We start from the raw sequence: 20,852 nt of genomic DNA, 5'->3' as shown, positions 1-20,852 counted from the left end.
CACTGTCCTTTTAGGCCGTCTTGGGGGAGAAGTTGGGGAGTCATGAAAACTGCTGCGCCGGCGGTCCTTCCGCGTGAAGGCCGCGCCCCCGAAGATCTTGAAGAGCTGACAAATGCGTGGCGGGATTCGGTCGAAGCCACCCACCACTTCCTGCCCCTGAAAACCATTGACAGGCTGGAGCCGCTGGTCAGGGATGAGTACCTGCCCGGCCTCAGGCTCAAGGTTGCCGAGCAAAGGGGGTGCATTCTAGGTTTCATTGGCATGGACAAACACCGGGTGGACATGCTCTTTGTGGCCGACAAGGCACGTTCCCTGGGTATCGGGAGCACCCTGCTGGAATGGGCCAAAAGCCAGTCTTCGCAGATTTCCCTTGACGTCAACGAGCAGAATCCGCGTGCCGCCGTCTTTTACATCAAGCGCGGCTTCACCGTGGCGGGCCGCTCGGAAGTCGATGCCCGGGGTTGCCCTTTTCCGCTGTTGCACATGAGCTGGAAGGCCGTGCGCGAGAACGCGCCTAGGTGCTTGCCTCGTCCTTGTTCCCGTCCTTGGACCGGTCGCTGGGCCAGTTGTCGGGCCGTGGTGGCAGACCTGCTAGAAAAAAGAGCCGACCCAGTAGCCAAGCCCTGCGGCAACGACAGCGGCAAGCAACGTCCCCACGGCATTGGCAAGTGAGGCGACGTATCGTTTTTCACCCAGCAGCCGCACAGTTTCATAACTATTGGTGCTGAAGGTGGTGTAGCCGCCCAAAAATCCTGCGCCTGCCACCAGCGACCAAACAGGCGGCAGCAGGTGCCCGGCGACCAGCGCGGTGAGCAGGCCAAGAGCCAGTGAACCGGAGACATTGATGGCGAACGTCGCCCACGGAAAGATGCTCCGCACGCGGGTGCCAATGACACCGTCCACCGCAAAGCGGGCAGCGGCGCCCAAACCACCGGCCACGGCCAGTGCAACAAATGCCAACAGTGTCACTGGTGCTTCCCCCCGTAATCCGGGGTATCCGGGAGGTCTCGGAACTCAGCCTGCGGCTCCCGGGCGTCAGGCAATGTGGTCCCCACGGCGATGCCTGCCCATGTGGCCAGGGCGCCGGCCAGGACAACGCCCAGGCCCCACGCCGCCGCCGAGACCGGGCCCGGGGAGCCTGCGCCCAAGAGCACAACCCCCACGGCAAGGGTGCTGTACGTGGTGAATCCGCCACAAAAGCCCGTCCCGAGCAGCAACCGCAGCTGTCTGCCCCGTGGCAGCCGGCTTTTCGAAGTGTGCCGCCGTTGCTTCGCGCGCGCAGGAGGAACGGCAGCTGCCGCAGCCCGGCGATCAAGGCTGACGTAAAGCAGGCCGAGCGCGAAGGCACCGACGACGTTCGCAACGACCACTGCCAAGGGGAGTGGACCCGAGCCGGGCATGGCAAGGATGAGACCTTCGCGTGCGGCGACCCCCAACGTGCCGCCGGCTGCCACCCACGCCAGGGATGGCAGGTGCAGGAACGGATGTGTCACTGCTCAGCCTGGCCCAGGGGTGCATGGTGGACCGGGACCACCAGAACGGGGCAGCGCTGTGCCCGGCCAAGCTTCACGGCCACTGAACGGCTCAGAATCTTGTGCAGCGGTGAATGGTGGTCGGTGCTGGTGCCGACCACGATCATGGACGCGTGAAGTATTTCAGCGCACCGAGCGAGGGCCGCGGCGGCGTCGCCGGCAAGCAGGAGGGGGCGCCACTGGACGTGGCCGGGATCCAACTGCCTGCCCAGCCTGGTGGCGAGCTGCACCGGGAAGGTCTCGCCGTCGTCGTCCATGAAATCCGGGTCCAGGGGGGCGGACTTTACCGAGCCGTCGATAGACTCGCTGACGGGGTAGCGGGCAGGGTTGGCGTAGGCGCAAACGAGCGGGCAGCTCATCGATGCAGCGAGCCGGGCAGCCTCGGCGACTACTGCGGGGGGCTGGCCGGGGTACACCGCAACGAGCAAGAGCGGCTGATTCCGGTCCATCTACGCCTCCGGTGTATTGCTGGAGTTGTTGCGGGGATTGCGGCGCGAGTCGCGGGCAGCCGTCTTCGCTGCCTTTTCAGCGTCGCGGGCGGCGCCCTTGGCAGCACGAACCTTCGCCGCTTCGTTCTCGCGGACACGCTTCTGGGCGGCCTTGATTTCACGAACCTTCCTGCCACGACGGAGCCACATGCGGCCCAGCACAATCAGTGCCACGGCGCAGACCACGCCCACCACCATGAAGACCTGGCTCCAAGTGCCAAACCAATTGGCGCTGTTGGCCCAGATGGTGCGGGCGTCGATGGCCGACTGGCTGCTGCCGTGGAGCACTCCCAACGTCAACAGGTTGGGGATGGTCAGCAACAGGCCCAGTACAACAAAAGAGACTCTGACCCACTTGTTGAACTTTTTGCGGCGCGCCTGCCAAACGATGAGGATTGGCACAAAGACGAAAACAAACCCGTAGAACATGCCCAGTGGAATGCTGTTGCCCAGTTGTCCGCCGATCTGGTCGCGGATGCTGTTGGCCCACATCAGCGGCACCGTCACGGAGGCGATCAAGTATCCCGCCACCAGTACGACGACGGCGCTCGCACCAAAGATGGTGCGCACAAGCCATGGCGGCAGTTTGCCCCTGGGCTCCGCGACCGGGCCCGCGGCCGCTGCTGAATCGTTCATGGTTCAATCATGTCAGAGCCATGGGTGGCGGAGCATGTCATGAAGGCAAAAGTTGCTAGAAACTACCTTCGACTTGTCAAGAACGGCTGCACGCTAAAGACTGGAAGCGGTGCAAGGGGATTTTCAGTCCCTGACCGTGTTTTACTTTAGACTTCACTCTATTTTTCGCGCGGCAGCGATGAACCCGAAAGGTGCGCACAATGAGCAGCATTCCCGCAGACTTGTCCTACACGGCGGAACACGAATGGGTTCTGGCCCCCACAGCAGAGGGTGTGGTCAGGGTGGGCATCACCGATTTCGCGCAGGATGCGCTCGGTGACGTGGTCTATGTCCAGGTGCCCGAGGCCGGTACCGAAGTTTCCGCCGACACCGTTGTGGGCGAAGTGGAATCTACCAAGAGCGTCAGCGACATCTATGCGCCGCTGAGCGGAACGATCACCGCCCGCAATGAAGCCTTGGATGCAGACCCCTCGCTTATCAACTCAGATCCGTACGGCGCCGGTTGGTTGGTGGAGATCACGCTGGCCGATGCTGCCAGCTACAGCGGCCTGCTCAGTGCGGTCGAGTATCAAGAAAAGGTAGGCTAGGGGTTCGGGGAAGGTTTGTCCAGAACTTTCCCAGCGATGGGACTTATGTTTGTAACACTTGGGGCGCACCAGCGCTCTCGAGCACTTTTTTCAGCAGCAAGGAGGAGTACCAATGGTTGACAGGGCCAACGACGCCGGGGTTAATGCTCAGGCGAGCTCCCAGGATCAGCCGGGCGTAACAGATACCACCTCGATTCATCTGACTCCGGTACATGCAAGTCCGTCTTCAGTGCCGGTACTGGCCCCCGATGAGCTCAATGCCGTGAACTCGCTTCCTGCCGGGTCGGCGCTGCTCATCGCCCATGTGGGCCCCAATGCGGGTGCGCGGTTCTTGCTTGACAGCCAAGTCACCACTGCGGGGCGCCATCCCGACGCGGACATTTTCCTCGACGACGTAACGGTCTCGCGCAGGCATGTTAATTTCATGAAATGCGAGGGGGGTTTCGAAGTCATTGATGCCGGCAGCCTCAACGGCACCTACGTCAACGGGGATCGCGTGGACTCGGTGCGCTTGAATACCGGAAACGAAGTGCAGATCGGCAAGTTCCGGCTGACGTACTACTTCAGCTCCAACGACGCCGTTGCGGATTCCTAGGGCGACGTGGCAAGCGTGAACCCCAGTGCCGGACGCCGGCTGGTGGATGTGCAATCCAGCAGCCGGCGCTCCGGCGCTGCCGCCGTCCTGAACATAGGTGAGGTGCTGGCCCAACTTAACGCCGATTTCCCTTCGGTAACAGCCTCCAAGATCCGCTTCTACGAAGAAAAGGGTTTGATCTCCCCGCAGCGCACGCCCGCAGGGTATCGCCAGTTCCGGGAGTCCGACGTCGAACGCCTGCGCTTTGTGCTGGCCTTGCAACGCGACCACTACCTGCCGCTGAAAGTGATCCGTGAATACCTTGAGGCCATTGATCAGGGCCAGACTCCGGAAAATCTCCCTCCGGGAGTGTCCATCGCCCCGCGGATGGTCTCCGAGGGCTTGGCCCGTGAACTGGAGAGCCGTTCGCGGCGGCTGAGTCCCGAACAGTTGCGCACCGAATCAGGGGCCGGGCTGGAACTGTATGAGACCATGCTCAGCTACGGGCTTTTGGAAATTCAAGACGGCAGCTTCGACGACCACGCCCTCAAGGTGGCGCGGGCCTGCACTTCGCTGGCAGCCCACGGTCTGGAACCGCGGCATTTGCGGCCCTTCCAGGCGGCAGCGGAGCGGGAATTTGGTCTGGTGGAACGAGCCGTTGGTCCCCGCTCCGCCAAGCGTGACGGCACCTCCTCCGTCCGTGCCGCAGAGACTGCGAGGGAAATCGCCGAACTGTGCCTGAGCCTGCACAGCGCCTTGGTCCATGCTCGCATTGCTGAAATGGAGACTCCATGATTGAGGTCACGATTGTTGGCGTCAGAATTGAGATGCCCTCCAACCAGCCTCTCGTACTGCTGCGCGAGGCGGTGGGTGAGCGTCACATCCCCATTTGGATCGGTGCCGCGGAAGCCACCGCCATTGCGCTGGCCGAGCAAGGCGTGGTTCCGCCCCGGCCGTTGACCCACGACCTGCTGTGCGGAGTGGTTCTGGCGCTGGGCCACAGCATTGCACGCGTCAACCTGACAAAGGTGGAGGAAGGCGTGTTTTACGCTGAAATCATTTTTGACAATGGCACCACCATTGGCTCGCGGGCCTCCGACGCGATCGCCATCGCCCAGCGCGCCGGGTGCCCCATCTGGGCTGCGGAAAGCCTGGTGGAGGAAGCTGGGGTGCTTATTGCCGGCCACGAGGAGGACGGTAGTGAACACGTCTCCCAAGAGGTCGACGACGAAGCCAAGGAACGTGAGGTTCGTCAATTTCGGGAATTCCTCGATGACGTGGAACCCGAGGATTTTGAGAAATAGTCCGCAGGTTCCGGGCAGTTTCGCGTCATGGCTAACCCTAAACCTGAGGCTGAAAGTTTCGACACGCCAAAATTGTTGTACGGACGTCTTTGACCTTGCTCCCGCACCGCTCTAACGTCGAGGTATTGAGTTCCCCATTGCAAGCTTCGGCTGGTGCGGGCACACTGGAGGCTAGCGTCCCAACAGCTCGCCCCAAGTGTTTGGCCCCTGTCGAATGCAGGCACACCAACCCTATTGGGGGGACTGCGAACAGGAGGATCCAAGTGAGTGCCAAGAGTGACGCCGGCGAGCCGACGGCAGCCGTTGTCCCCAGCACCGCCCTCGGGGCAGGATCGCAGGGCTTGCTATTCACCGAGGATCTGCCCGTTCTGGACGAGCACGCCGGCTACCGCGGACCCACCGCGTGCAAGGCTGCCGGCATCACCTACCGCCAATTGGACTACTGGGCGCGCACAGGACTGGTTGAACCCGCCGTGCGCGGCGCCGCCGGATCCGGCTCACAACGTCTCTACGGTTTCCGCGACATTCTCGTCTTGAAGGTCGTCAAGCGACTCTTGGACTCGGGCGTGTCCCTGCAGCAAATTCGTACGGCCGTTGAACACCTGCGGGAGCGCGGAGTTGAAGATCTGGCGCAAATCACCTTGATGAGCGACGGGGCTTCCGTCTACGAATGCACCTCTGCCGACGAAGTCATTGACTTGGTCCAAGGTGGACAAGGGGTGTTTGGCATTGCCGTGGGGCGTGTCTGGCGTGAAGTTGAAGGAAGCTTGGCCGCACTGCCCAGCGAGCATGCAGCCGTGCAGACATTTCGGGACGATGAGCTCAGCAAACGCCGCGAAGCGCGCAAAATCTCCTAAACCCGGCTCCCATGAGCCCCAACTGCCTGTTGTGAATTCGAAACGGGAGCAGTTGCGGGTGTCGCGCGAAAACATCCACAACTACTGCGCACTCGAAAACTACTGCGCACTCGAATGGGTGGGCAGCGTCTGCTAGCCGCGGTAGAGGCGGCTGCGGGTGGCGCTTTGGGTCAACACCGAGTCAAGCAGCCGGTCAAAGAGCGCCGAGGCGTTCTTTGCTGAATCCCCGGGCCACTGGTGCACCGGATGGGCAGCACCCTGGATCTGTTGCCAGTTGGCCTGCTCCGGAATGGTGGGGGAGAGCAGCAGCTCGCCAAACATGGTCTTCATCTCGGACAAGCGGTAGGCGTGTTCATTGGAACCGGTGCGCACCCTGTTCGCCACAATGCCGGCCGGTACCAGGGCAGGGGCAAATTCAGCGCGGAACAGCTCAATGGCCCGCAGGGTGCGCTGTGTGCCAGCTACGGAGAACAGGCCGGGTTCAGCGACCAACAGCACACGGCTGCTGGCTGTCCACGCCATGCGCGTCAGGCCGTTCAGCGACGGTGGGCAGTCGATCAAGACCAGCTGGTAGGGAGCCGTGCCGTCGCGGTCTGCATTGGCCAGCAGCGTGGCCAGGCGGCGAAGGTCGCGTTTGCCCAGATCGGGCCTGTCGTAGATGCCGCTGAACGCCGAGCCCATGGCGACGTCGAGCACGGGTGCAGTGCCGCCGTCGGACTTGTGCGCGGCCAGCCAACCACTTGGAACCACATTGGCGCCAAGATCTGCCTTGCGGGAATTCTTGATCAGTTGGCCAATGTCGAGCTGACCGCCCGCCGCCACGCCCAAGCCGGTGGTGGCGTCTGCATGGGGGTCGAGGTCGATCACCAAAGTGGGGATGCCGGCGGCCAAGGCTGCCGAGGCGAGCCCAAGCGTGACCGAGGTCTTGCCGACGCCGCCCTTGAGGCTGCTGATACTCACTACTTGCACAGAAAAACCATTACCCTTTGCGTTGCTTGCCCAATCATGTGCTGCTGCGAAAAGCCCTGACACATACAATAGCTGTGGAACATTAGCGACTTGGAGAACCCCTTGACAAACACTGCTGATAATTTGCCCGGACGCCGGAACACGAACAACCTTGTGTCGGCCCTTTTTAGCGATCGACATATTGGGGTTGCCGCGCAGCCACATGTTCATCATATGTTGAGCACCTTGGGATTCGCTTCTTTGGAGGAGCTTTCAACGGCGGCGTTGCCAAAATCGATCTACACCACCGAGCCGCTGCACTTGCAGGCAGCCGTGTCGGAGGAGGCCATGCTGGCCGAATTGAAGGAGTTGGCGGGCAAGAACACCGTCAACAAATCCTTCATTGGCCAGGGCTACTATGGCACCCACACCCCCGGGGTCATCCAGCGCAACGTGTTTGAAAGCCCCGCCTGGTACACGGCGTACACCCCCTACCAGCCGGAGATTTCCCAAGGCCGCCTCGAAGCGCTGCTGAATTTCCAAACGGTGGTGTCAGATCTCACGGGGATGGTCACGGCCAACGCCTCCATGCTCGACGAGGGCACGGCGGCCGCCGAGGCGGTGGCTTTGATGCGCCGCAGCAACCGCACCGCAAAGAACGACGCCGTGCTGCTGATCGACGCCGATGTCTTCCCGCAGACCATGGCAGTTGTCAACACCCGGGCCAAGGCCATGGGACTCCCCGTCCTGACCCACAATTTTGACGAAGAACTCCCCGACGTTGAGATCTTCGGCGTGCTGTTGCAGTACCCGGGAGATTCCGGAAAGATCCGTGACATTGCCCCCGTCATTGCCGCGGCCAAGGAACGCAAGGCCGTGGTGGCAGTGGCTGCCGACCTCCTGGCCCTGGCCTTGCTGGAATCCCCGGGGAAACTCGGCGCCGACCTGGCGGTGGGATCCTCCCAGCGCTTTGGCGTCCCCATGGGCTTTGGCGGACCGCACGCCGGTTACTTGGCTGTCCGCCAGGGTCTGGAGCGAGCCCTTCCCGGCCGCCTTGTCGGGGTGTCCAAGGACGCGGCAGGCAACCAGGCGTACCGGCTGGCCCTGCAGACCCGCGAGCAGCACATTCGCCGCGAGAAGGCCACGTCCAACATCTGCACCGCCCAGGTGCTGTTGGCTGTCATGGCCGGCATGTACGCCGTTTACCACGGCCCCGGCGGGCTGTTGCGGATTGCCACCCGCGTCCATGCCTTGGCGGTGGCCGTCGCCGACGCCGCAACGGCAGCCGGCCACACTGTGGTCCACGCCAACTACTTCGACACCGTCAAGGTGAAAATCACCTCGCAGAGCGGGCATGCGGCAGCCGAACTGGTGGCTGCAGCCCACCGTGCCGGCTACCTGCTGCGCCAGATCGACCACGACCACCTCCAGATCGCCGTGGATGAAACCACCACGGAAGCGGACCTGGCCGCCTTGGCCGGGTTGCTGGGCATGGGTGCGCAGCCTGCGGAAGCAGCCTCAGCGATGGCACCCGCCGCAACAGCCCCGGCAGCGGCAGTCGACGCGGCCGACGTTGAACTTCCAACGCCGGCCCGTGCCACCGGGTATCTGGAAAACCCCGTGTTCCACGCGCACAACTCCGAGACCCAGATGCTGCGTTACCTGCGCAAGCTCGCCGATGCCGACTACGCGCTGGACCGGGGCATGATCCCGCTGGGTTCGTGCACCATGAAGCTCAACGCCACTGCCGAAATGTTGGCTGTGAGCTGGCCCGAGTTCTCCAATCTGCATCCCTTCGCCCCTGCCTCGGACACCGTGGGTATCGTGGAAATGGCCAAGCAGCTGGAGGCCTGGTTGGCGGAAATCACCGGCTATGACGCCGTCTCCGTCCAGCCCAACGCCGGCTCGCAGGGCGAATTCGCCGGCCTCATGGCCATCCGCGCCTACCATGTGGAAAACGGCAACCCGGACCGCGACATCGTGCTCATACCCACCTCCGCGCACGGCACCAACGCCGCATCGGCAGTCATGGCCGGGATGAAAGTTGTCCCTGTCGGCACCGACGGCTTCGGCAACGTCGACATTGACGACCTCAAGCGCCAGATCAGCATCCACGAGAAGGATCTGGCCGCCATCATGGTCACCTACCCCTCCACCCACGGCGTGTTTGAGACCGAGATCAGCACTATTTGCGCCATGATCCACGACGCCGGAGGCCAGGTTTACGTTGACGGCGCGAACCTCAATGCGCTGGTGGGGTTGGCACAGCCGGGCAAGTTTGGTGCCGACGTTTCACACCTGAACCTGCACAAGACCTTCTGCATCCCGCACGGCGGGGGCGGACCCGGCGTGGGCCCGGTTGCCGTGGGTGCACACCTGGCCAAGCACCTGCCGGCCCGCGAACTCGGGGTTGAGTCCTCCGTGGGCTTGGTGTCCAGCGCGCCCTACGGTTCGGCCTCGATCCTGCCGATCTCCTGGGCCTACATCCGCATGATGGGCCCGGACGGATTGCGCCAGGCCACGCAAACGGCCATCTTGTCGGCCAACTACATTGCCCGGCGGCTCGGGGAGCACTACCCGGTGCTGTACACCGGGGCCAGCGACCTGGTGGCACATGAGTGCATCCTTGACCTGCGCGGCATCAGCGCGGATTCCGGGGTGAGCGTGGACGACGTGGCCAAGCGCCTCATCGACTATGGTTTCCACGCACCCACCATGTCCTTCCCCGTGGCCGGGACCCTGATGGTGGAGCCCACGGAGTCGGAGGACCTGGGAGAGATTGACAGGTTCATCGATGCCATGATCTGCATCCGCAAGGAGATTGCCGCCGTGCAGGACGGGCTGTGGCCGGTGGGTGACAATCCGCTCTCCAATGCTCCGCACACGGCACAGAGCCTGACCCGGGAGTGGGATCACCCGTACACGCGAGAGGAAGCGGTTTTCCCGTCGGGGGTGGACCCGCGTGCCAAGTACTGGCCCGTGGTGCGTCGCGTCGACCAAGCCTATGGAGACCGCAACCTGATGTGTTCCTGCCCGTCCCTTGAGGAACTTGCCGAGAGTTTCTGAACACCCGAAGCTGCGACCCCCGCACATCGTATGTATGAGGTGTCGCAGCAGGGGTGGCTCCGGAATTTGCTACGCTGGCAGCGGTGAGGTGTGGCACAGCCTGCAATGCTTGCATCACTGAAACAGCACCATCAACACGGGGCACCCGCCTGGATTCACACGGGGCGGGTTCCCTCGGATTTGTCGCTGCACCGCCACCGCGGTGGGGCGGCCACGACATGATCGTCAACACAGGAGTGAAATGTTTTCCAAGATTCTGGTAGCCAACCGCGGCGAAATTGCCATCCGTGCCTTTCGTGCCAGCTACGAGCTCGGCGCCAAGACGGTAGCCGTTTTCCCGTACGAGGACCGCACCTCAACACACCGCCAGAAGGCGGACGAGGCCTACCTGATCGGGGAGGAAGGGCACCCCGTCCGTGCCTACCTGGACGTGGCGGAAGTGATTCGCGTGGCCAAGGAATCCGGGGCCGACGCAATTTACCCCGGCTACGGTTTCCTCTCGGAAAACCCGGAACTGGCAGCAGCAGCCAGGGATGCCGGGATCACGTTTGTGGGCCCGCCGGCCGAAGTACTTGAACTGACGGGCAACAAGGTTCACGCCATTGACGCCGCCCGCAAGGCAGGCATCCCCGTGCTGGAATCCAGCGCACCCAGTGCCGATCTTGACGAGTTGCTGGCAGCGGCAAAAGACATTGGCTTCCCCATTTTTGCCAAGGCCGTGGCAGGCGGTGGCGGTCGTGGCATGCGCCGGGTGGAAAAGCCGGAGGACCTCGAAGACGCCCTGCGGGCAGCCATGCGCGAAGCCGACGCAGCATTCGGCGACGCCACGATGTTCCTGGAGCAGGCCGTGCTGCGCCCGCGCCACATTGAAGTGCAGATCCTCGCCGACGGCGAAGGCAATGTCATCCACCTCTTTGAGCGCGATTGCTCGCTGCAGCGCCGCCATCAAAAAGTCATTGAAATCGCTCCGGCGCCCAACCTTGACGAGAACATCCGCAAGGCCCTGCACAGCGATGCCGTCAAGTTTGCCAAGGCCATGGGCTATGTCAACGCCGGCACCGTGGAGTTCCTCGTGGACACGGTCGGTGAGCGCGCCGGCCAGCACGTGTTCATTGAAATGAACCCGCGCATCCAGGTCGAGCACACCGTCACCGAGGAAATCACCGACGTCGACTTGGTCCAGGCCCAGCTGCGCATCGCCGCCGGCGAAACCTTGGCAGATCTTGGCCTGAGCCAGGACAGCGTCCACGTCAAGGGCGCCGCCCTGCAGTGCCGCATCACCACCGAGGACCCCGCCAACGGCTTCCGTCCCGACGTCGGAACCATCACCACCTACCGTTCAGCCGGCGGTGCAGGCATCAGGCTCGACGGCGGCACCATTTACACGGGTGCTGAAATCAGCCCGCACTTCGATTCGATGCTCGTCAAGCTCACCTGTCGCGGCCGCGACTATAAAACCGCCGTGGGCCGCGCCCGGCGCGCCCTGGCGGAGTTCCGCATCCGCGGCGTCTCCACCAATATTTCCTTCCTGCAGGCCGTGCTGGACGACCCCGCCTTCAACGCCGGTGATGTGGCAACTTCCTTCATTGACGAGCGGCCCGAACTGCTTGAATACCGCGGGTCCTCCGACCGCGGCACCAAGCTGCTGACGTGGATGGCCGATGTCACCGTCAACAAGCCGCACGGCGAACTGCAGGTGTTGGAGGACCCGGCCAGCAAGCTGCCCGACGTTGACCTCGAGTCGGCCCCTGCCGGCACGCGACAGCAGTTGGCCGAGCTGGGACCGGTTGGGTTCGCCGCCGCCCTGCGCAGCCAAACAGCCGTGGCCGTCACCGACACCACGTTCCGCGACGCACACCAGTCGCTGCTGGCCACCCGCGTACGCACCAAGGACCTCGCCGCTGCCGGCCCGGCCGTGTCCGTGCTGACCCCGCAGCTGCTCTCCGTTGAGGCTTGGGGCGGGGCCACCTATGATGTGTCGCTGCGCTTCCTGGGCGAAGACCCGTGGCAGCGCCTGGCGACACTGCGCGAAGCCCTGCCGAACGTTTGCCTGCAGATGTTGCTGCGCGGGCGCAATACCGTTGGCTACACGCCCTACCCGGCCGAAGTGACGGACGCGTTCGTGCAGGAAGCCGCCGCGAGCGGCATCGACATCTTCCGCATCTTCGACGCCCTCAACGACGTGGACCAGATGGTCCCCGCCATCAAGGCAGTGCGCGCCACGGGCACAGCAGTTGCCGAAGTAGCGCTGTGCTACACCGGGGACCTCCTTGACCCGGCGGAAACCATTTACACCCTCGACTACTACATGGCATTGGCCCAGCGCATTGTGGACGCCGGCGCGCACATCCTGGCCATCAAGGACATGGCCGGCGTGTTGCGCCCGGCCGCCGCGGCGAAGCTTGTCACGGCTTTGCGCGCACGCTTTGAACTGCCGGTCCACCTGCACACCCATGACACGGCCGGCGGCCAGCTGGCCACCCTCATGGCCGCAGTTGATGCAGGGGTCGACGCCGTGGACGTCGCCTCGGCAGCCCTGGCCGGGACCACCAGCCAGCCCTCGGCCTCCGCACTGGTTGCCGCCTTGGCGCACACCGAGCGCGACACCGGCATCGACTTGACCGCCATCAGCTCCCTCGAGCCGTATTGGGAAGCGGTGCGCCGGCTGTACTCGCCGTTTGAATCCGGCCTGGCGGCACCCACCGGCCGCGTCTACCTGCACGAAATCCCCGGCGGCCAGCTCTCCAACCTGCGCCAGCAGGCCATTGCCCTCGGCCTGGGCGAGCGCTTCGAGGAAATCGAGGACATGTACACGGCGGCGGACAGGATCCTGGGGCACCTGGTGAAGGTCACGCCGTCGTCCAAGGTGGTGGGGGACCTGGCCCTGCACCTGGTGGGCATCAAGGCCGACCCGGCCGACTTCGAGGAAAACCCGCAAAACTACGACATCCCCGACTCCGTGGTGGGCTTCCTGGGCGGCGAGCTGGGCACTCCACCCGGCGGCTGGCCCGAGCCGTTCCGGACAAAGGCACTCCAGGGCCGCACGGTCGTTGAACGCATGGGCACGCTCAGCACGGAGGACAGCGCGGAACTGGCAGCGGACAGCGAAACCCGTCGCGCAGCCCTGAACCGATTGCTGTTTGCCGGACCCACGAAGGAGTTCCAGGCTGTGCGCGAGGCGTACGGCGACGTCTCCGTGCTGGATACCCGCGACTACCTGTTCGGACTGCGCCGCGGCGTGGAGCACGTGATTGCCCTCGAGCCGGGAGTGCGCCTGATCGCCGCCCTGGAAACCGTTTCCGAGGCCGATGAAAAAGGCATGCGCACCGTCATGTGCAAGATGAATGGTCAAATCCGCCCCGTCACGGTGCGCGATCGCAGCATTGAAAGCACCGCCGTCAGCGCCGAAAAGGCCGACGAGGGCGTGCCCGGCCAGGTGGCGGCGCCCTTCGCCGGTGCCGTGAGCGTGAAGGTGGAGGTGGGCGACGTCGTTGAGGCGGGCTCCACCCTTGCCACCATCGAGGCCATGAAGATGGAAGCGTCAATTACGACGCCGGTGGGCGGCACAGTCTCCCGCCTCGCCGTGTCCGGAGTTGCCCAGGTCCAAGGCGGGGACCTGCTGGTGGTCATCTCTTAAGCGCAGTTAAGCACGCCAGCGCTGCCGGATCCCTCACGGGCAGTAAGATTTTCTCGGTCGCTGGGCGACCTTGGCAAGTGATTTCCGAGGGTTCCCCGGTGAGCTTGCGAAGCGAGGGAAGGAAATCACGCCATCCCCGCTCCGGGATCCGGCAGCGCCGCTTTTTGCTGCCAACTGTGCCCTTAGGAGGGCTTCTTGCTCAGGTAGATCTCTTCAACGACCGCGTCAAAGTCCTTCATGACCTGGGCGCGCTTGACCTTCAACGAGGGTGTCAGGTGTCCGGAGGTCTCGGTGAAGTCGCTGTCCACGATCCTGAACTGCTTGATGGCTTCGGCGGAGGACACCGAGGAGTTGGCGCGGTTGACGGCGCCCTGCACGGCGGCAATGACGTTCTGGTGCGCGGCGGCTTCAGCCACCGTGATGCCTGCCGGCAGGCCGTGCTGTTTGCCCCACAGTGGCAGCGCCTCCTCGTCGATGGTGACAATGGCTGCGATGAACGGGCGCTGTTCGCCGATGACCACGCACTGGGAGACGATGCTATCGGCGCGGATCTGGTCCTCCAGGAGGGCTGGAACCACATTCTTGCCGCTGGAGGTGACGATGATTTCCTTCTTGCGTCCGGTGATGGTCAAGAAGCCTTGGTCGTCGAGCTGGCCGATGTCCCCGGTGCGGAACCAGCCGTCCACAAAGTTCTCCGCCGTCAGGTCGTCGCGGCCGAAGTAGCCCTTCATGACGCACACGCCTTTGGCGAGGATTTCGCCGTCGTCCGCGATCTTCACGGCATTGCCGGGAAGCGGTGCGCCCACTGTGCCGATCTTGATCCGCTCCGGGCGGTTGACGGTGATGGGCGCGGTGGTTTCCGTCAGGCCGTAGCCCTCGAGGATTTGCAGCCCGATGCCCTGGTAAAAGTGGCCCAGCCGCTCGCCAAGCGGACCGCCGCCGGAGACTGCGTGGCGAACGTTGCCGCCCATGGCTGCGCGCAACTTCGTGTAGACAAGCTTGTCGAATACCGAGTGCTTGAGTTTGAGCACAAGCCCGGCGCCGCCTTCCTGCTGGGCCCGGGAGTAGTCGATGGCGGTCTTGGCAGCTGCGGCAAAGATCTTGCCCTTGCCGTCGCCTTCGGCCTTCAGGGAGGCGGAGTTGTAAACCTTTTCAAAGACGCGCGGCACGGCCAGGATAAACGTCGGCTTGAAGCTTTGCAGGTCCTCCAGCAAGTGCTTGATGTCCGGAGTATGCCCCACCTTGGCGCCGCCTGCCACAGCGAGCACGGAGATATACCGGGCAAACACGTGGGCCAGCGGAAGGAACATGATGGTTTGCGAGCCCGGCGTCACCACGGTGGAGGCCAGCACCGCCAAGGCATTTTCGCTGAGTTCAACAAAGTTCTTGTGCGTCAGCATGCAGCCCTTGGGCCGTCCGGTGGTGCCGGAGGTGTAAATGATGGTGGCAGTGTCCTCCAAGCCGTTGGCAGCGCGTGCGGCTTCCAGCGCCTCGTCGCTGACATCCCGGCCGGCATCGCGCAAGGCATCGAGTCCGTCGCCTTCCAACTGCCACACGTGGGCCAGCGCACTCAAGTCCTCATTGTGGGCTGCCTGGCGTATGACATTCTCATGCGCGGCTGTCTCGGCGAAGACGGCGACGGCGGCCGAGTCGCCCAGGTTCCAGGCAACCTGCGACGGGGAGGACGTTTCATAGATCGGCACTGAGACAGCTCCGGCAAACCAAATGGCGAAGTCCACCAGCGACCATTCATAGCGTGTACGGGCCATGATGCCGACTCTCTCGCCGACCTCGATGCCGGAGGCTATTAGTCCCTTGGCAAGCGCACAGACATCGGCATGAAACTCTTTGGCCGAGATGTCGACCCATACATTGTCTTCATTGCGTCGGGAGAAGAGTGCAGGATTGCTGGCCAGCTTGGCCTGCCGCAGCACAAAATCCGTCGTGTTCATGGTGCCGGGGCTGACTACCTGGGCCGGAACGGAAATCTCTTGCACAATAGCTCCTTTGATATGTGGGACTGCGATCGTGTTGCTTCACTCTATCCGCCAAGCTCGCGATCCGCTCGGACCCTATGTTACTCATGAGTAACATTATGTTGTCCAGCTCACACAATCAATCTGGGTTTGGGTCGGGTCGGGTTGGCGGCAACGGCCTCGAAGGCCGGGGCTAGAATCAAAGGATGCCTTCGCCGTCCTTTGGATCCGTGCCCGCCCACCGAGAGCCAGGTGCGGCCGAAGATGTTCAGCTCCCGCTGGCGTTGGGGATCGACATTGGCGGCACCAAGGTGGCCGCCGGCGTGGTGGACGGTCATGGCGCCATCCTTGAAGTGATCAGGCGGGCCACGCCGGGACGCGACGCGCGCGCCGTTGAAAATGTCATTGCCGAATTGGTCCGTGAGCTGGGCGAGCGGCATGAGATTGCCTCCGTTGGCATTGGCGCTGCAGGGTGGATGGACTTGACGGGGGCGCGGGTGGTCTTCAGCCCCCACCTCGCCTGGCGCGATGAACCCTTGCAGGACAATCTGGAAGAGATGCTCCAGCGTCCAGTGCTTGTCACGAACGACGCCGACGCCGCCGCCTGGGCGGAATCCCGCTTTGGCGCCGGGCGCGGCCACGACAGGCTGATCATGCTGACCTTGGGCACCGGTATCGGAGGGGCGCTTGTCATCGACGGGCGGGTGGAGCGCGGCAGTTTTGGAATGGCCGGCGAATTTGGCCACCAAATCATCATGCCCGGCGGCCATCGCTGCGAATGCGGCAATCGAGGATGCTGGGAGCAGTACGCTTCCGGGAATGCGCTGGGGCGGGAAGGGCGGGAATTGGCCAAGAAGCATTCGCCCATGGCAGCGGGCCTGCTGGCGGCGGTCAACGGAAAGCCCAAGGACATTACCGGAAGCGTCGTAACCGAGTTGGCTTTGCAGGGCGAGGCGACGGCGCGAGAACTTGTAACCGAGGTGGGGGACTGGTTGGGGTTGGGGATTGCCAACTTGGCGGCGGCCCTTGACCCGGCACTTTTTATCATTGGCGGCGGGCTCAGTGCCGCGGGGGAACTTATGCTTGATCCCGCGCGTCGTGCGTATTCGCGCAACCTGACTGGACGCGGATACCGCCAGGAAGCCGTCATTACGGTGGCCCAGTTGGGCCCCATGGCCGGGCTGATTGGTGCCGGGGACTTGTCCCGCGTGCGCGCCTTGAAGGGCTAGGCGGGCCGGAAAGCTCGGATGGTCCGGACAGCTTGGACCGGCTGGAGGAGCTAGACGACGGCGCCGTCGCCACTGTCGTGGTCGCGGTTTTTGGGCAACCGGTACAACAGGTAGCCGGTGCCGGCCAGGAACCCCACCACCACGGCAACTACGAGCATCAGTGGAATCTGCCGCCAAAAAATTGAGCAGAACACCAGGAACAGCGGGCCGCCAGCCGCGGCAATCCACGACAGCATGAACACTGGCTCGGCATCGCGCAGGCTGGGCAGGTCTTCCGGGACATAGGTGCCCTCCTCGTCATCGTCTTCCGCGGCATAGTCGCGGGGCCCGAATGCAGCGGCAGCAGCGGAGTCGAACCCGTCGCGGCGATGCTCCCCGGCGGCAGGTTCTTCCGGTGCCGGTTCAGATTGCTGCGCCCACACTCCCAGCGGGTCGAAATCGGCCACGCTCTTGGCAGCACCACCAGTCCCGCCACCATCAATACCGCCACTGCCGCTGGTGGCGCCGTCTGTGAAACTCTCGTCCATGAAGGCGTCCTCGTCTTGTTCCAGCCGGGCCACAAGGTCCCGCCAGACGTCGTCGTCGCCGGTATGCGGCGTGTCCGCGCCGGGGTCAGAGTGCATGGTGGTTCCTTCGAAAGAAGTCGGCGGACTGGGAAAAGATCAAGGGTGCATCGTTGTCCATGGTGGCTACATGGTAGCTGTTTTCCAGCGACACCACTTGGACGTCGTTGCTGCCAATGCCCGCTTTCAGCACTTCCAGGCTGGAGTCGGGAACCACGTGGTCGGTAGTGGAGCGAAACACCAAGGTGGGGGCAGTGACTCGCGGCAGCAGCGAGATGGTGTCATCGAACAGCTGCGACAGCTGGTAGACGGCAGCGACCGGTGTGCGGGCATAGGCGCCTTCACTGACACCGGGGAGCAAGATGTCATTGCCAATCGCCGGGACACTTTTCACAACATGCCGCAAAATTTTCGAATATTTCGCCCGTTTGTCATCAAATGTCAGGCCGGGATTCACCACCGCTACACCGGCCACGGGGTGCAGGGCCGCCACGCGCAGCGCCAACGCCCCTCCCATGGACAAACCTGCCACGAACACCGTCTCGCAGCGCGCGGCAAGTTCCAGATACGCCGCCTCGAAATCGCGGTACCAATGCTCCCAAGGGGTACGGGCGAGCTCTTGCCAAGTGCTGCCGTGACCGGCAAGCAGCGGCATGTTGACGGCAAATCCGGCGTCGGCCAAGGACTCGCTCCAGGCCTGCATGCTGATGGGGGAGCCGGTGAAGCCGTGGCACACTGCCACCCCAATGTCTCCCAGCTCTCCGTGACCCGGGGAACGGAACGATTGCGCCATGGTGCTGGCCCCTTTCCTGCCCGGCTGCGACGGCCGGAAAACTAGTGAACGATGGTACGCGCCTGTGCTGCCGCGATTTTGTACCACCTTCACTAGACTACTGTTGATACGTCCATAGCGGGGGTACCGCAATGCACTCGGTTCGCTTGCAACCGGCAGCGCCAGAGGAGGAACGCCACCGTGATCTATTGGGTATTGAAGAAGATTTTTCTGGGCCCCGTATTGAAGGTGCTTTTTCGTCCCTGGACCAAGGGCTTGGACAATCTGCCCGTGGAGGGACCTGCCGTACTGGCCAGCAACCACTTGTCCTTTTCGGACTCCATTTTCATGCCCCTGATGGTGCCCCGGCCCGTGGTGTTCCTGGCCAAAAGCGACTATTTCACCGGGCGCGGCCTCAAGGGCCGCCTGACGGCAGCCTTCTTCAAGCTCACCAACCAGCTGCCCATGGACCGTTCCGGCGGGGCGGCCTCGGCCGGCTCGCTCCAGACCGGTGTGGAGGTTCTGAACGGTGGCGGACTGCTGGGAATCTACCCCGAAGGCACCCGCAGCCCCGACGGACGGCTCTATCGCGGCAAAGTGGGGGTGGCCAAGCTGATCCTGACCGCCAATGTGCCCGTCATCCCCGTGGCCATGATCGGCACGGACAAGGTTCAGCCCATCGGCCGGCGCATTCCCACCATCCGCCGCCTCGGGGTGATCTTCGGCGAACCCATGGACTTCAGCCGCTACCAGGGCATGGCCGACGACCGCTTCGTCCAGCGCTCGGTGACGGATGAGATCATGTATGAACTCATGCGCCTCTCCGGCCAGGAATATGTCGACTCCTACGCGTCAACTGTCAAGGACAAGCTGGCCGCCGAGAAGGCCGCCAAGCCCTCAGCCGCCAAGCCTGCAGCAAGCAAAGAGGCCATTTCCGCAAATCCCAGGAATGCCGGCGACGCGGTCCGGCTCGAGCCGGCCCCCGGTGTTCTGCCCGGAACTGTCACTGTGGTTGGCGCCGGGAAAGACGAGCCGAAGGCCGCTTCCGGTCCTGCCGCCGCTCCAGTACCCGACCCGGCCACTGCCAGTAAAATGGACGACGGCGGCGCCACGCAGTAGCTTCATCGGTACCGAGCAGCACCGCGGCCATCTCAAGAAACGGACCGTTTAGTGGGGGAGCGCATTTGCGAGATAGGGTTGTAGGGTGACTGATCTAACTTCAACTGCTCCTTTTGCACCCGCGACCGGTAGTCCCGTCCCCGGTGCCGCAGCCTATCCAGGCCTTGATGATTGGCGTGAGCTGCCCATCGCCCAACAGCCCACCTGGGCCGCATCCCCGGCGTTTGCGCCTGCTGTGAAGGAGCTTTCCGCACTGCCGCCGCTCGTCTTCGCCGGCGAGGTCGATGTGCTGCGTTCACGCCTGGCACAGGCAGCCCAAGGCAAGGCGTTCCTGCTGCAGGGCGGCGACTGTGCCGAGACCTTTGAAGCTGCCACAGCAGATCGGATCAGTGCCCGTGTAAAGACAATTTTGCAGATGGCCGTGGTCCTCACTTATGGCGCCCAGCTCCCTGTCATCAAGATGGGGCGCATGGCAGGCCAGTTCGCCAAGCCACGCTCCTCCAACGATGAAACTCGCGATGGGGTGACTTTGCCCGCCTACCGCGGCGACATCGTCAACGGCTTTGACTTCACCCCGGAGTCCCGCCTGCACGACCCCAACCGCATGCTCAAGGCCTACCACACGTCCGCCTCGACGCTGAACTTGATTCGCGCTTTCACGCAGGGCGGCTTTGCCGATCTGCGCAGCGTGCACGAGTGGAACCGCGGCTTCACCTCCAATCCCGCCCACAGCCGCTACGAGCAGTTGGCCAAGGAAATAGACAGCGCCATCAAGTTCATGGCCTCTTGCGGAGCGGACTTTGAAGCACTCAAGACCGTGGAGTTCTTCGCCAGCCACGAAGCGCTGCTGCTTGACTATGAGCGCGCCCTGACACGCATCGATTCGCGCACCGGCCTGCCCTACGACACGTCGGCACACTTCCTGTGGATCGGAGAGCGCACCCGCGACCTCGAGCAGGCGCATGTGGACTTCCTGTCCCGTGTCCGCAACCCGATCGGCGTCAAGCTCGGGCCGACCACGAACCCCGACGACGCACTGCGCCTCATCGAGAAGCTCGACCCCAACCGCGAGCCCGGCCGCCTGACGTTCATCACCCGCATGGGCGCCGAGAACATCCGCGAGAAGCTGCCGAACCTGGTGGAGAAGGTCACGGCCTCCGGCGCCCAGGTCCTGTGGGTCACCGACCCCATGCACGGCAACACCGTCACCTCGCCCAACGGCTACAAGACCCGCAACTTTGACGACGTCATCGACGAGGTCCGCGGCTTCTTCGAGGTCCACCAGGGACAGGGCACCTTCCCGGGCGGCCTGCACGTGGAAATGACCGGCGACGACGTGGCCGAGTGCCTGGGCGGCGCGGACCCCATCGACCAGGAAGCGTTCCTCACCGGCTACGAGTCGGTGTGCGATCCGCGGTTGAACCACAAGCAGTCGCTGGAAATGGCGTTCCTGGTCTCCGAGGCCTTGCGCAAATCCAAGTAGCGTTGGTCCGGCGGATTCGGTATTTTCTCGCCGACTATCCGACACGTCGGCCGCGGGCGGCCTTCGGTGCCTCCTTTGCGA

At 63.6% G+C, this 20,852-nt stretch carries 19 protein-coding genes; 11 read left to right on the top strand and 8 right to left on the bottom strand.

Annotation, left to right across the window (positions count from 1 at the left end; genetic code table 11):
• Positions 1–42 precede the first annotated feature (42 nt).
• The gene (locus QMG25_RS08485; protein ID WP_283459230.1) at positions 43–672 is read left to right on the top strand and encodes a GNAT family N-acetyltransferase; all 630 of its coding nucleotides are present in this window, start codon (positions 43–45) and stop codon (positions 670–672) included.
• Here QMG25_RS08485 and crcB read toward each other — a convergent pair.
• Genes crcB through QMG25_RS08465 form a run of 4 tightly spaced genes read right to left on the bottom strand, consistent with a single transcriptional unit; the run spans position 592 to position 2,656 of the window.
• Positions 592–969, bottom strand: coding sequence for a fluoride efflux transporter CrcB (gene crcB, locus QMG25_RS08480; protein ID WP_283459228.1), 378 nt, complete (start codon positions 967–969; stop codon positions 592–594). The genes QMG25_RS08485 and crcB overlap by 81 nt on opposite strands.
• Positions 966–1,493, bottom strand: coding sequence for a fluoride efflux transporter FluC (locus tag QMG25_RS08475; protein ID WP_283459226.1), 528 nt, complete (start codon positions 1,491–1,493; stop codon positions 966–968). The genes crcB and QMG25_RS08475 overlap by 4 nt, the downstream gene beginning before the upstream one ends.
• Positions 1,490–1,981: a universal stress protein gene (locus QMG25_RS08470; protein WP_283459224.1), complete on the bottom strand. Its 492-nt coding sequence runs from the start codon at positions 1,979–1,981 to the stop codon at positions 1,490–1,492. The genes QMG25_RS08475 and QMG25_RS08470 overlap by 4 nt, the downstream gene beginning before the upstream one ends.
• Positions 1,982–2,656: a hypothetical protein gene (locus tag QMG25_RS08465; RefSeq protein ID WP_283459222.1), complete on the bottom strand. Its 675-nt coding sequence runs from the start codon at positions 2,654–2,656 to the stop codon at positions 1,982–1,984.
• Between the two features lie 200 nt (positions 2,657–2,856).
• Here QMG25_RS08465 and gcvH point away from each other — a divergent pair, with 200 nt between their 5' ends.
• The 5 genes from gcvH (at position 2,857) to QMG25_RS08440 (ending at position 5,978) form a co-directional block, all read left to right on the top strand.
• On the top strand, positions 2,857–3,243 hold the full coding sequence (gene gcvH / locus QMG25_RS08460) for a glycine cleavage system protein GcvH (RefSeq protein ID WP_283459220.1): 387 nt from the start codon (positions 2,857–2,859) through the stop codon (positions 3,241–3,243).
• A 112-nt stretch (positions 3,244–3,355) separates the two neighbouring features.
• Complete coding sequence (locus QMG25_RS08455) at positions 3,356–3,838, top strand: FHA domain-containing protein (protein WP_283459218.1); 483 nt, start codon at positions 3,356–3,358, stop codon at positions 3,836–3,838.
• Between the two features lie 48 nt (positions 3,839–3,886).
• Complete coding sequence (ftsR, locus tag QMG25_RS08450) at positions 3,887–4,612, top strand: transcriptional regulator FtsR (protein WP_283459352.1); 726 nt, start codon at positions 3,887–3,889, stop codon at positions 4,610–4,612.
• The gene (locus QMG25_RS08445) at positions 4,609–5,121 is read left to right on the top strand and encodes a bifunctional nuclease family protein (protein ID WP_283459216.1); all 513 of its coding nucleotides are present in this window, start codon (positions 4,609–4,611) and stop codon (positions 5,119–5,121) included. Before ftsR ends, QMG25_RS08445 begins: the two co-directional genes overlap by 4 nt.
• Positions 5,122–5,384: 263 nt before the next feature.
• Complete coding sequence (locus QMG25_RS08440; RefSeq protein WP_283459213.1) at positions 5,385–5,978, top strand: MerR family transcriptional regulator; 594 nt, start codon at positions 5,385–5,387, stop codon at positions 5,976–5,978.
• A 132-nt stretch (positions 5,979–6,110) separates the two neighbouring features.
• Here QMG25_RS08440 and QMG25_RS08435 read toward each other — a convergent pair whose 3' ends face one another.
• Positions 6,111–6,947 (bottom strand): ParA family protein, encoded by an 837-nt coding sequence (locus QMG25_RS08435; RefSeq protein ID WP_283459211.1) that lies wholly within the window; start codon positions 6,945–6,947, stop codon positions 6,111–6,113.
• Positions 6,948–7,100: 153 nt separating this feature from the next.
• Here QMG25_RS08435 and gcvP point away from each other — a divergent pair, with 153 nt between their 5' ends.
• Positions 7,101–9,992 (top strand): aminomethyl-transferring glycine dehydrogenase, encoded by a 2,892-nt coding sequence (gene gcvP / locus QMG25_RS08430; RefSeq protein WP_283459350.1) that lies wholly within the window; start codon positions 7,101–7,103, stop codon positions 9,990–9,992.
• Between the two features lie 241 nt (positions 9,993–10,233).
• Positions 10,234–13,629, top strand: a complete 3,396-nt coding sequence (locus QMG25_RS08425) for a pyruvate carboxylase (protein ID WP_283459209.1) — start codon at positions 10,234–10,236, stop codon at positions 13,627–13,629.
• Between the two features lie 182 nt (positions 13,630–13,811).
• Here QMG25_RS08425 and QMG25_RS08420 read toward each other — a convergent pair whose 3' ends face one another.
• Positions 13,812–15,626, bottom strand: a complete 1,815-nt coding sequence (locus QMG25_RS08420) for an AMP-dependent synthetase/ligase (RefSeq protein WP_283459207.1) — start codon at positions 15,624–15,626, stop codon at positions 13,812–13,814.
• 185 nt (positions 15,627–15,811) lie between these two features.
• Between QMG25_RS08420 and QMG25_RS08415 the strand changes: the two genes are divergently transcribed.
• Positions 15,812–16,834: an ROK family glucokinase gene (locus QMG25_RS08415; RefSeq protein ID WP_283459205.1), complete on the top strand. Its 1,023-nt coding sequence runs from the start codon at positions 15,812–15,814 to the stop codon at positions 16,832–16,834.
• A gap of 50 nt (positions 16,835–16,884) precedes the next feature.
• Here QMG25_RS08415 and QMG25_RS08410 read toward each other — a convergent pair whose 3' ends face one another.
• Together QMG25_RS08410 and QMG25_RS08405 are read right to left on the bottom strand one after the other, a co-directional pair.
• A complete protein-coding gene (locus tag QMG25_RS08410; RefSeq protein WP_283459203.1) occupies positions 16,885–17,457 on the bottom strand; it encodes a hypothetical protein in 573 nt (190 codons plus the stop codon).
• Positions 17,447–18,190, bottom strand: a complete 744-nt coding sequence (locus QMG25_RS08405; RefSeq protein ID WP_283459201.1) for an alpha/beta hydrolase — start codon at positions 18,188–18,190, stop codon at positions 17,447–17,449. The genes QMG25_RS08410 and QMG25_RS08405 overlap by 11 nt, the downstream gene beginning before the upstream one ends.
• 180 nt (positions 18,191–18,370) lie before the next feature.
• Here QMG25_RS08405 and QMG25_RS08400 point away from each other — a divergent pair, with 180 nt between their 5' ends.
• On the top strand, positions 18,371–19,288 hold the full coding sequence (locus QMG25_RS08400) for a lysophospholipid acyltransferase family protein (RefSeq protein WP_283459199.1): 918 nt from the start codon (positions 18,371–18,373) through the stop codon (positions 19,286–19,288).
• A gap of 85 nt (positions 19,289–19,373) precedes the next feature.
• Complete coding sequence (locus QMG25_RS08395) at positions 19,374–20,771, top strand: class II 3-deoxy-7-phosphoheptulonate synthase (protein ID WP_283459197.1); 1,398 nt, start codon at positions 19,374–19,376, stop codon at positions 20,769–20,771.
• Positions 20,772–20,852 lie beyond the last annotated feature (81 nt).

The sequence above is a fragment of the Arthrobacter sp. H35-D1 genome (assembly GCF_030063185.1).
In the GTDB taxonomy this organism is placed as follows: domain Bacteria; phylum Actinomycetota; class Actinomycetes; order Actinomycetales; family Micrococcaceae; genus Specibacter.
The sequence above is the reverse complement of the archived record's forward strand: the minus strand, read 5'-3'. Positions and strand labels throughout refer to the sequence as shown.

Bases quoted from the DNA above. Each gene is read 5' to 3' on its own strand.
- QMG25_RS08485 (WP_283459230.1), top strand. From the start codon at position 43: ATGAAAACTGCTGCGCCGGCGGTCCTTCCGCGTGAAGGCCGCGCCCCC.
- QMG25_RS08470 (WP_283459224.1), bottom strand. From the start codon at position 1,981: ATGGACCGGAATCAGCCGCTCTTGCTCGTTGCGGTGTACCCCGGCCAG.
- QMG25_RS08465 (WP_283459222.1), bottom strand. From the start codon at position 2,656: ATGAACGATTCAGCAGCGGCCGCGGGCCCGGTCGCGGAGCCCAGGGGC.
- gcvH (WP_283459220.1), top strand. From the start codon at position 2,857: ATGAGCAGCATTCCCGCAGACTTGTCCTACACGGCGGAACACGAATGG.
- QMG25_RS08455 (WP_283459218.1), top strand. From the start codon at position 3,356: ATGGTTGACAGGGCCAACGACGCCGGGGTTAATGCTCAGGCGAGCTCC.
- QMG25_RS08445 (WP_283459216.1), top strand. From the start codon at position 4,609: ATGATTGAGGTCACGATTGTTGGCGTCAGAATTGAGATGCCCTCCAAC.
- QMG25_RS08425 (WP_283459209.1), top strand. From the start codon at position 10,234: ATGTTTTCCAAGATTCTGGTAGCCAACCGCGGCGAAATTGCCATCCGT.
- QMG25_RS08415 (WP_283459205.1), top strand. From the start codon at position 15,812: ATGCCTTCGCCGTCCTTTGGATCCGTGCCCGCCCACCGAGAGCCAGGT.
- QMG25_RS08410 (WP_283459203.1), bottom strand. From the start codon at position 17,457: ATGCACTCTGACCCCGGCGCGGACACGCCGCATACCGGCGACGACGAC.
- QMG25_RS08405 (WP_283459201.1), bottom strand. From the start codon at position 18,190: ATGGCGCAATCGTTCCGTTCCCCGGGTCACGGAGAGCTGGGAGACATT.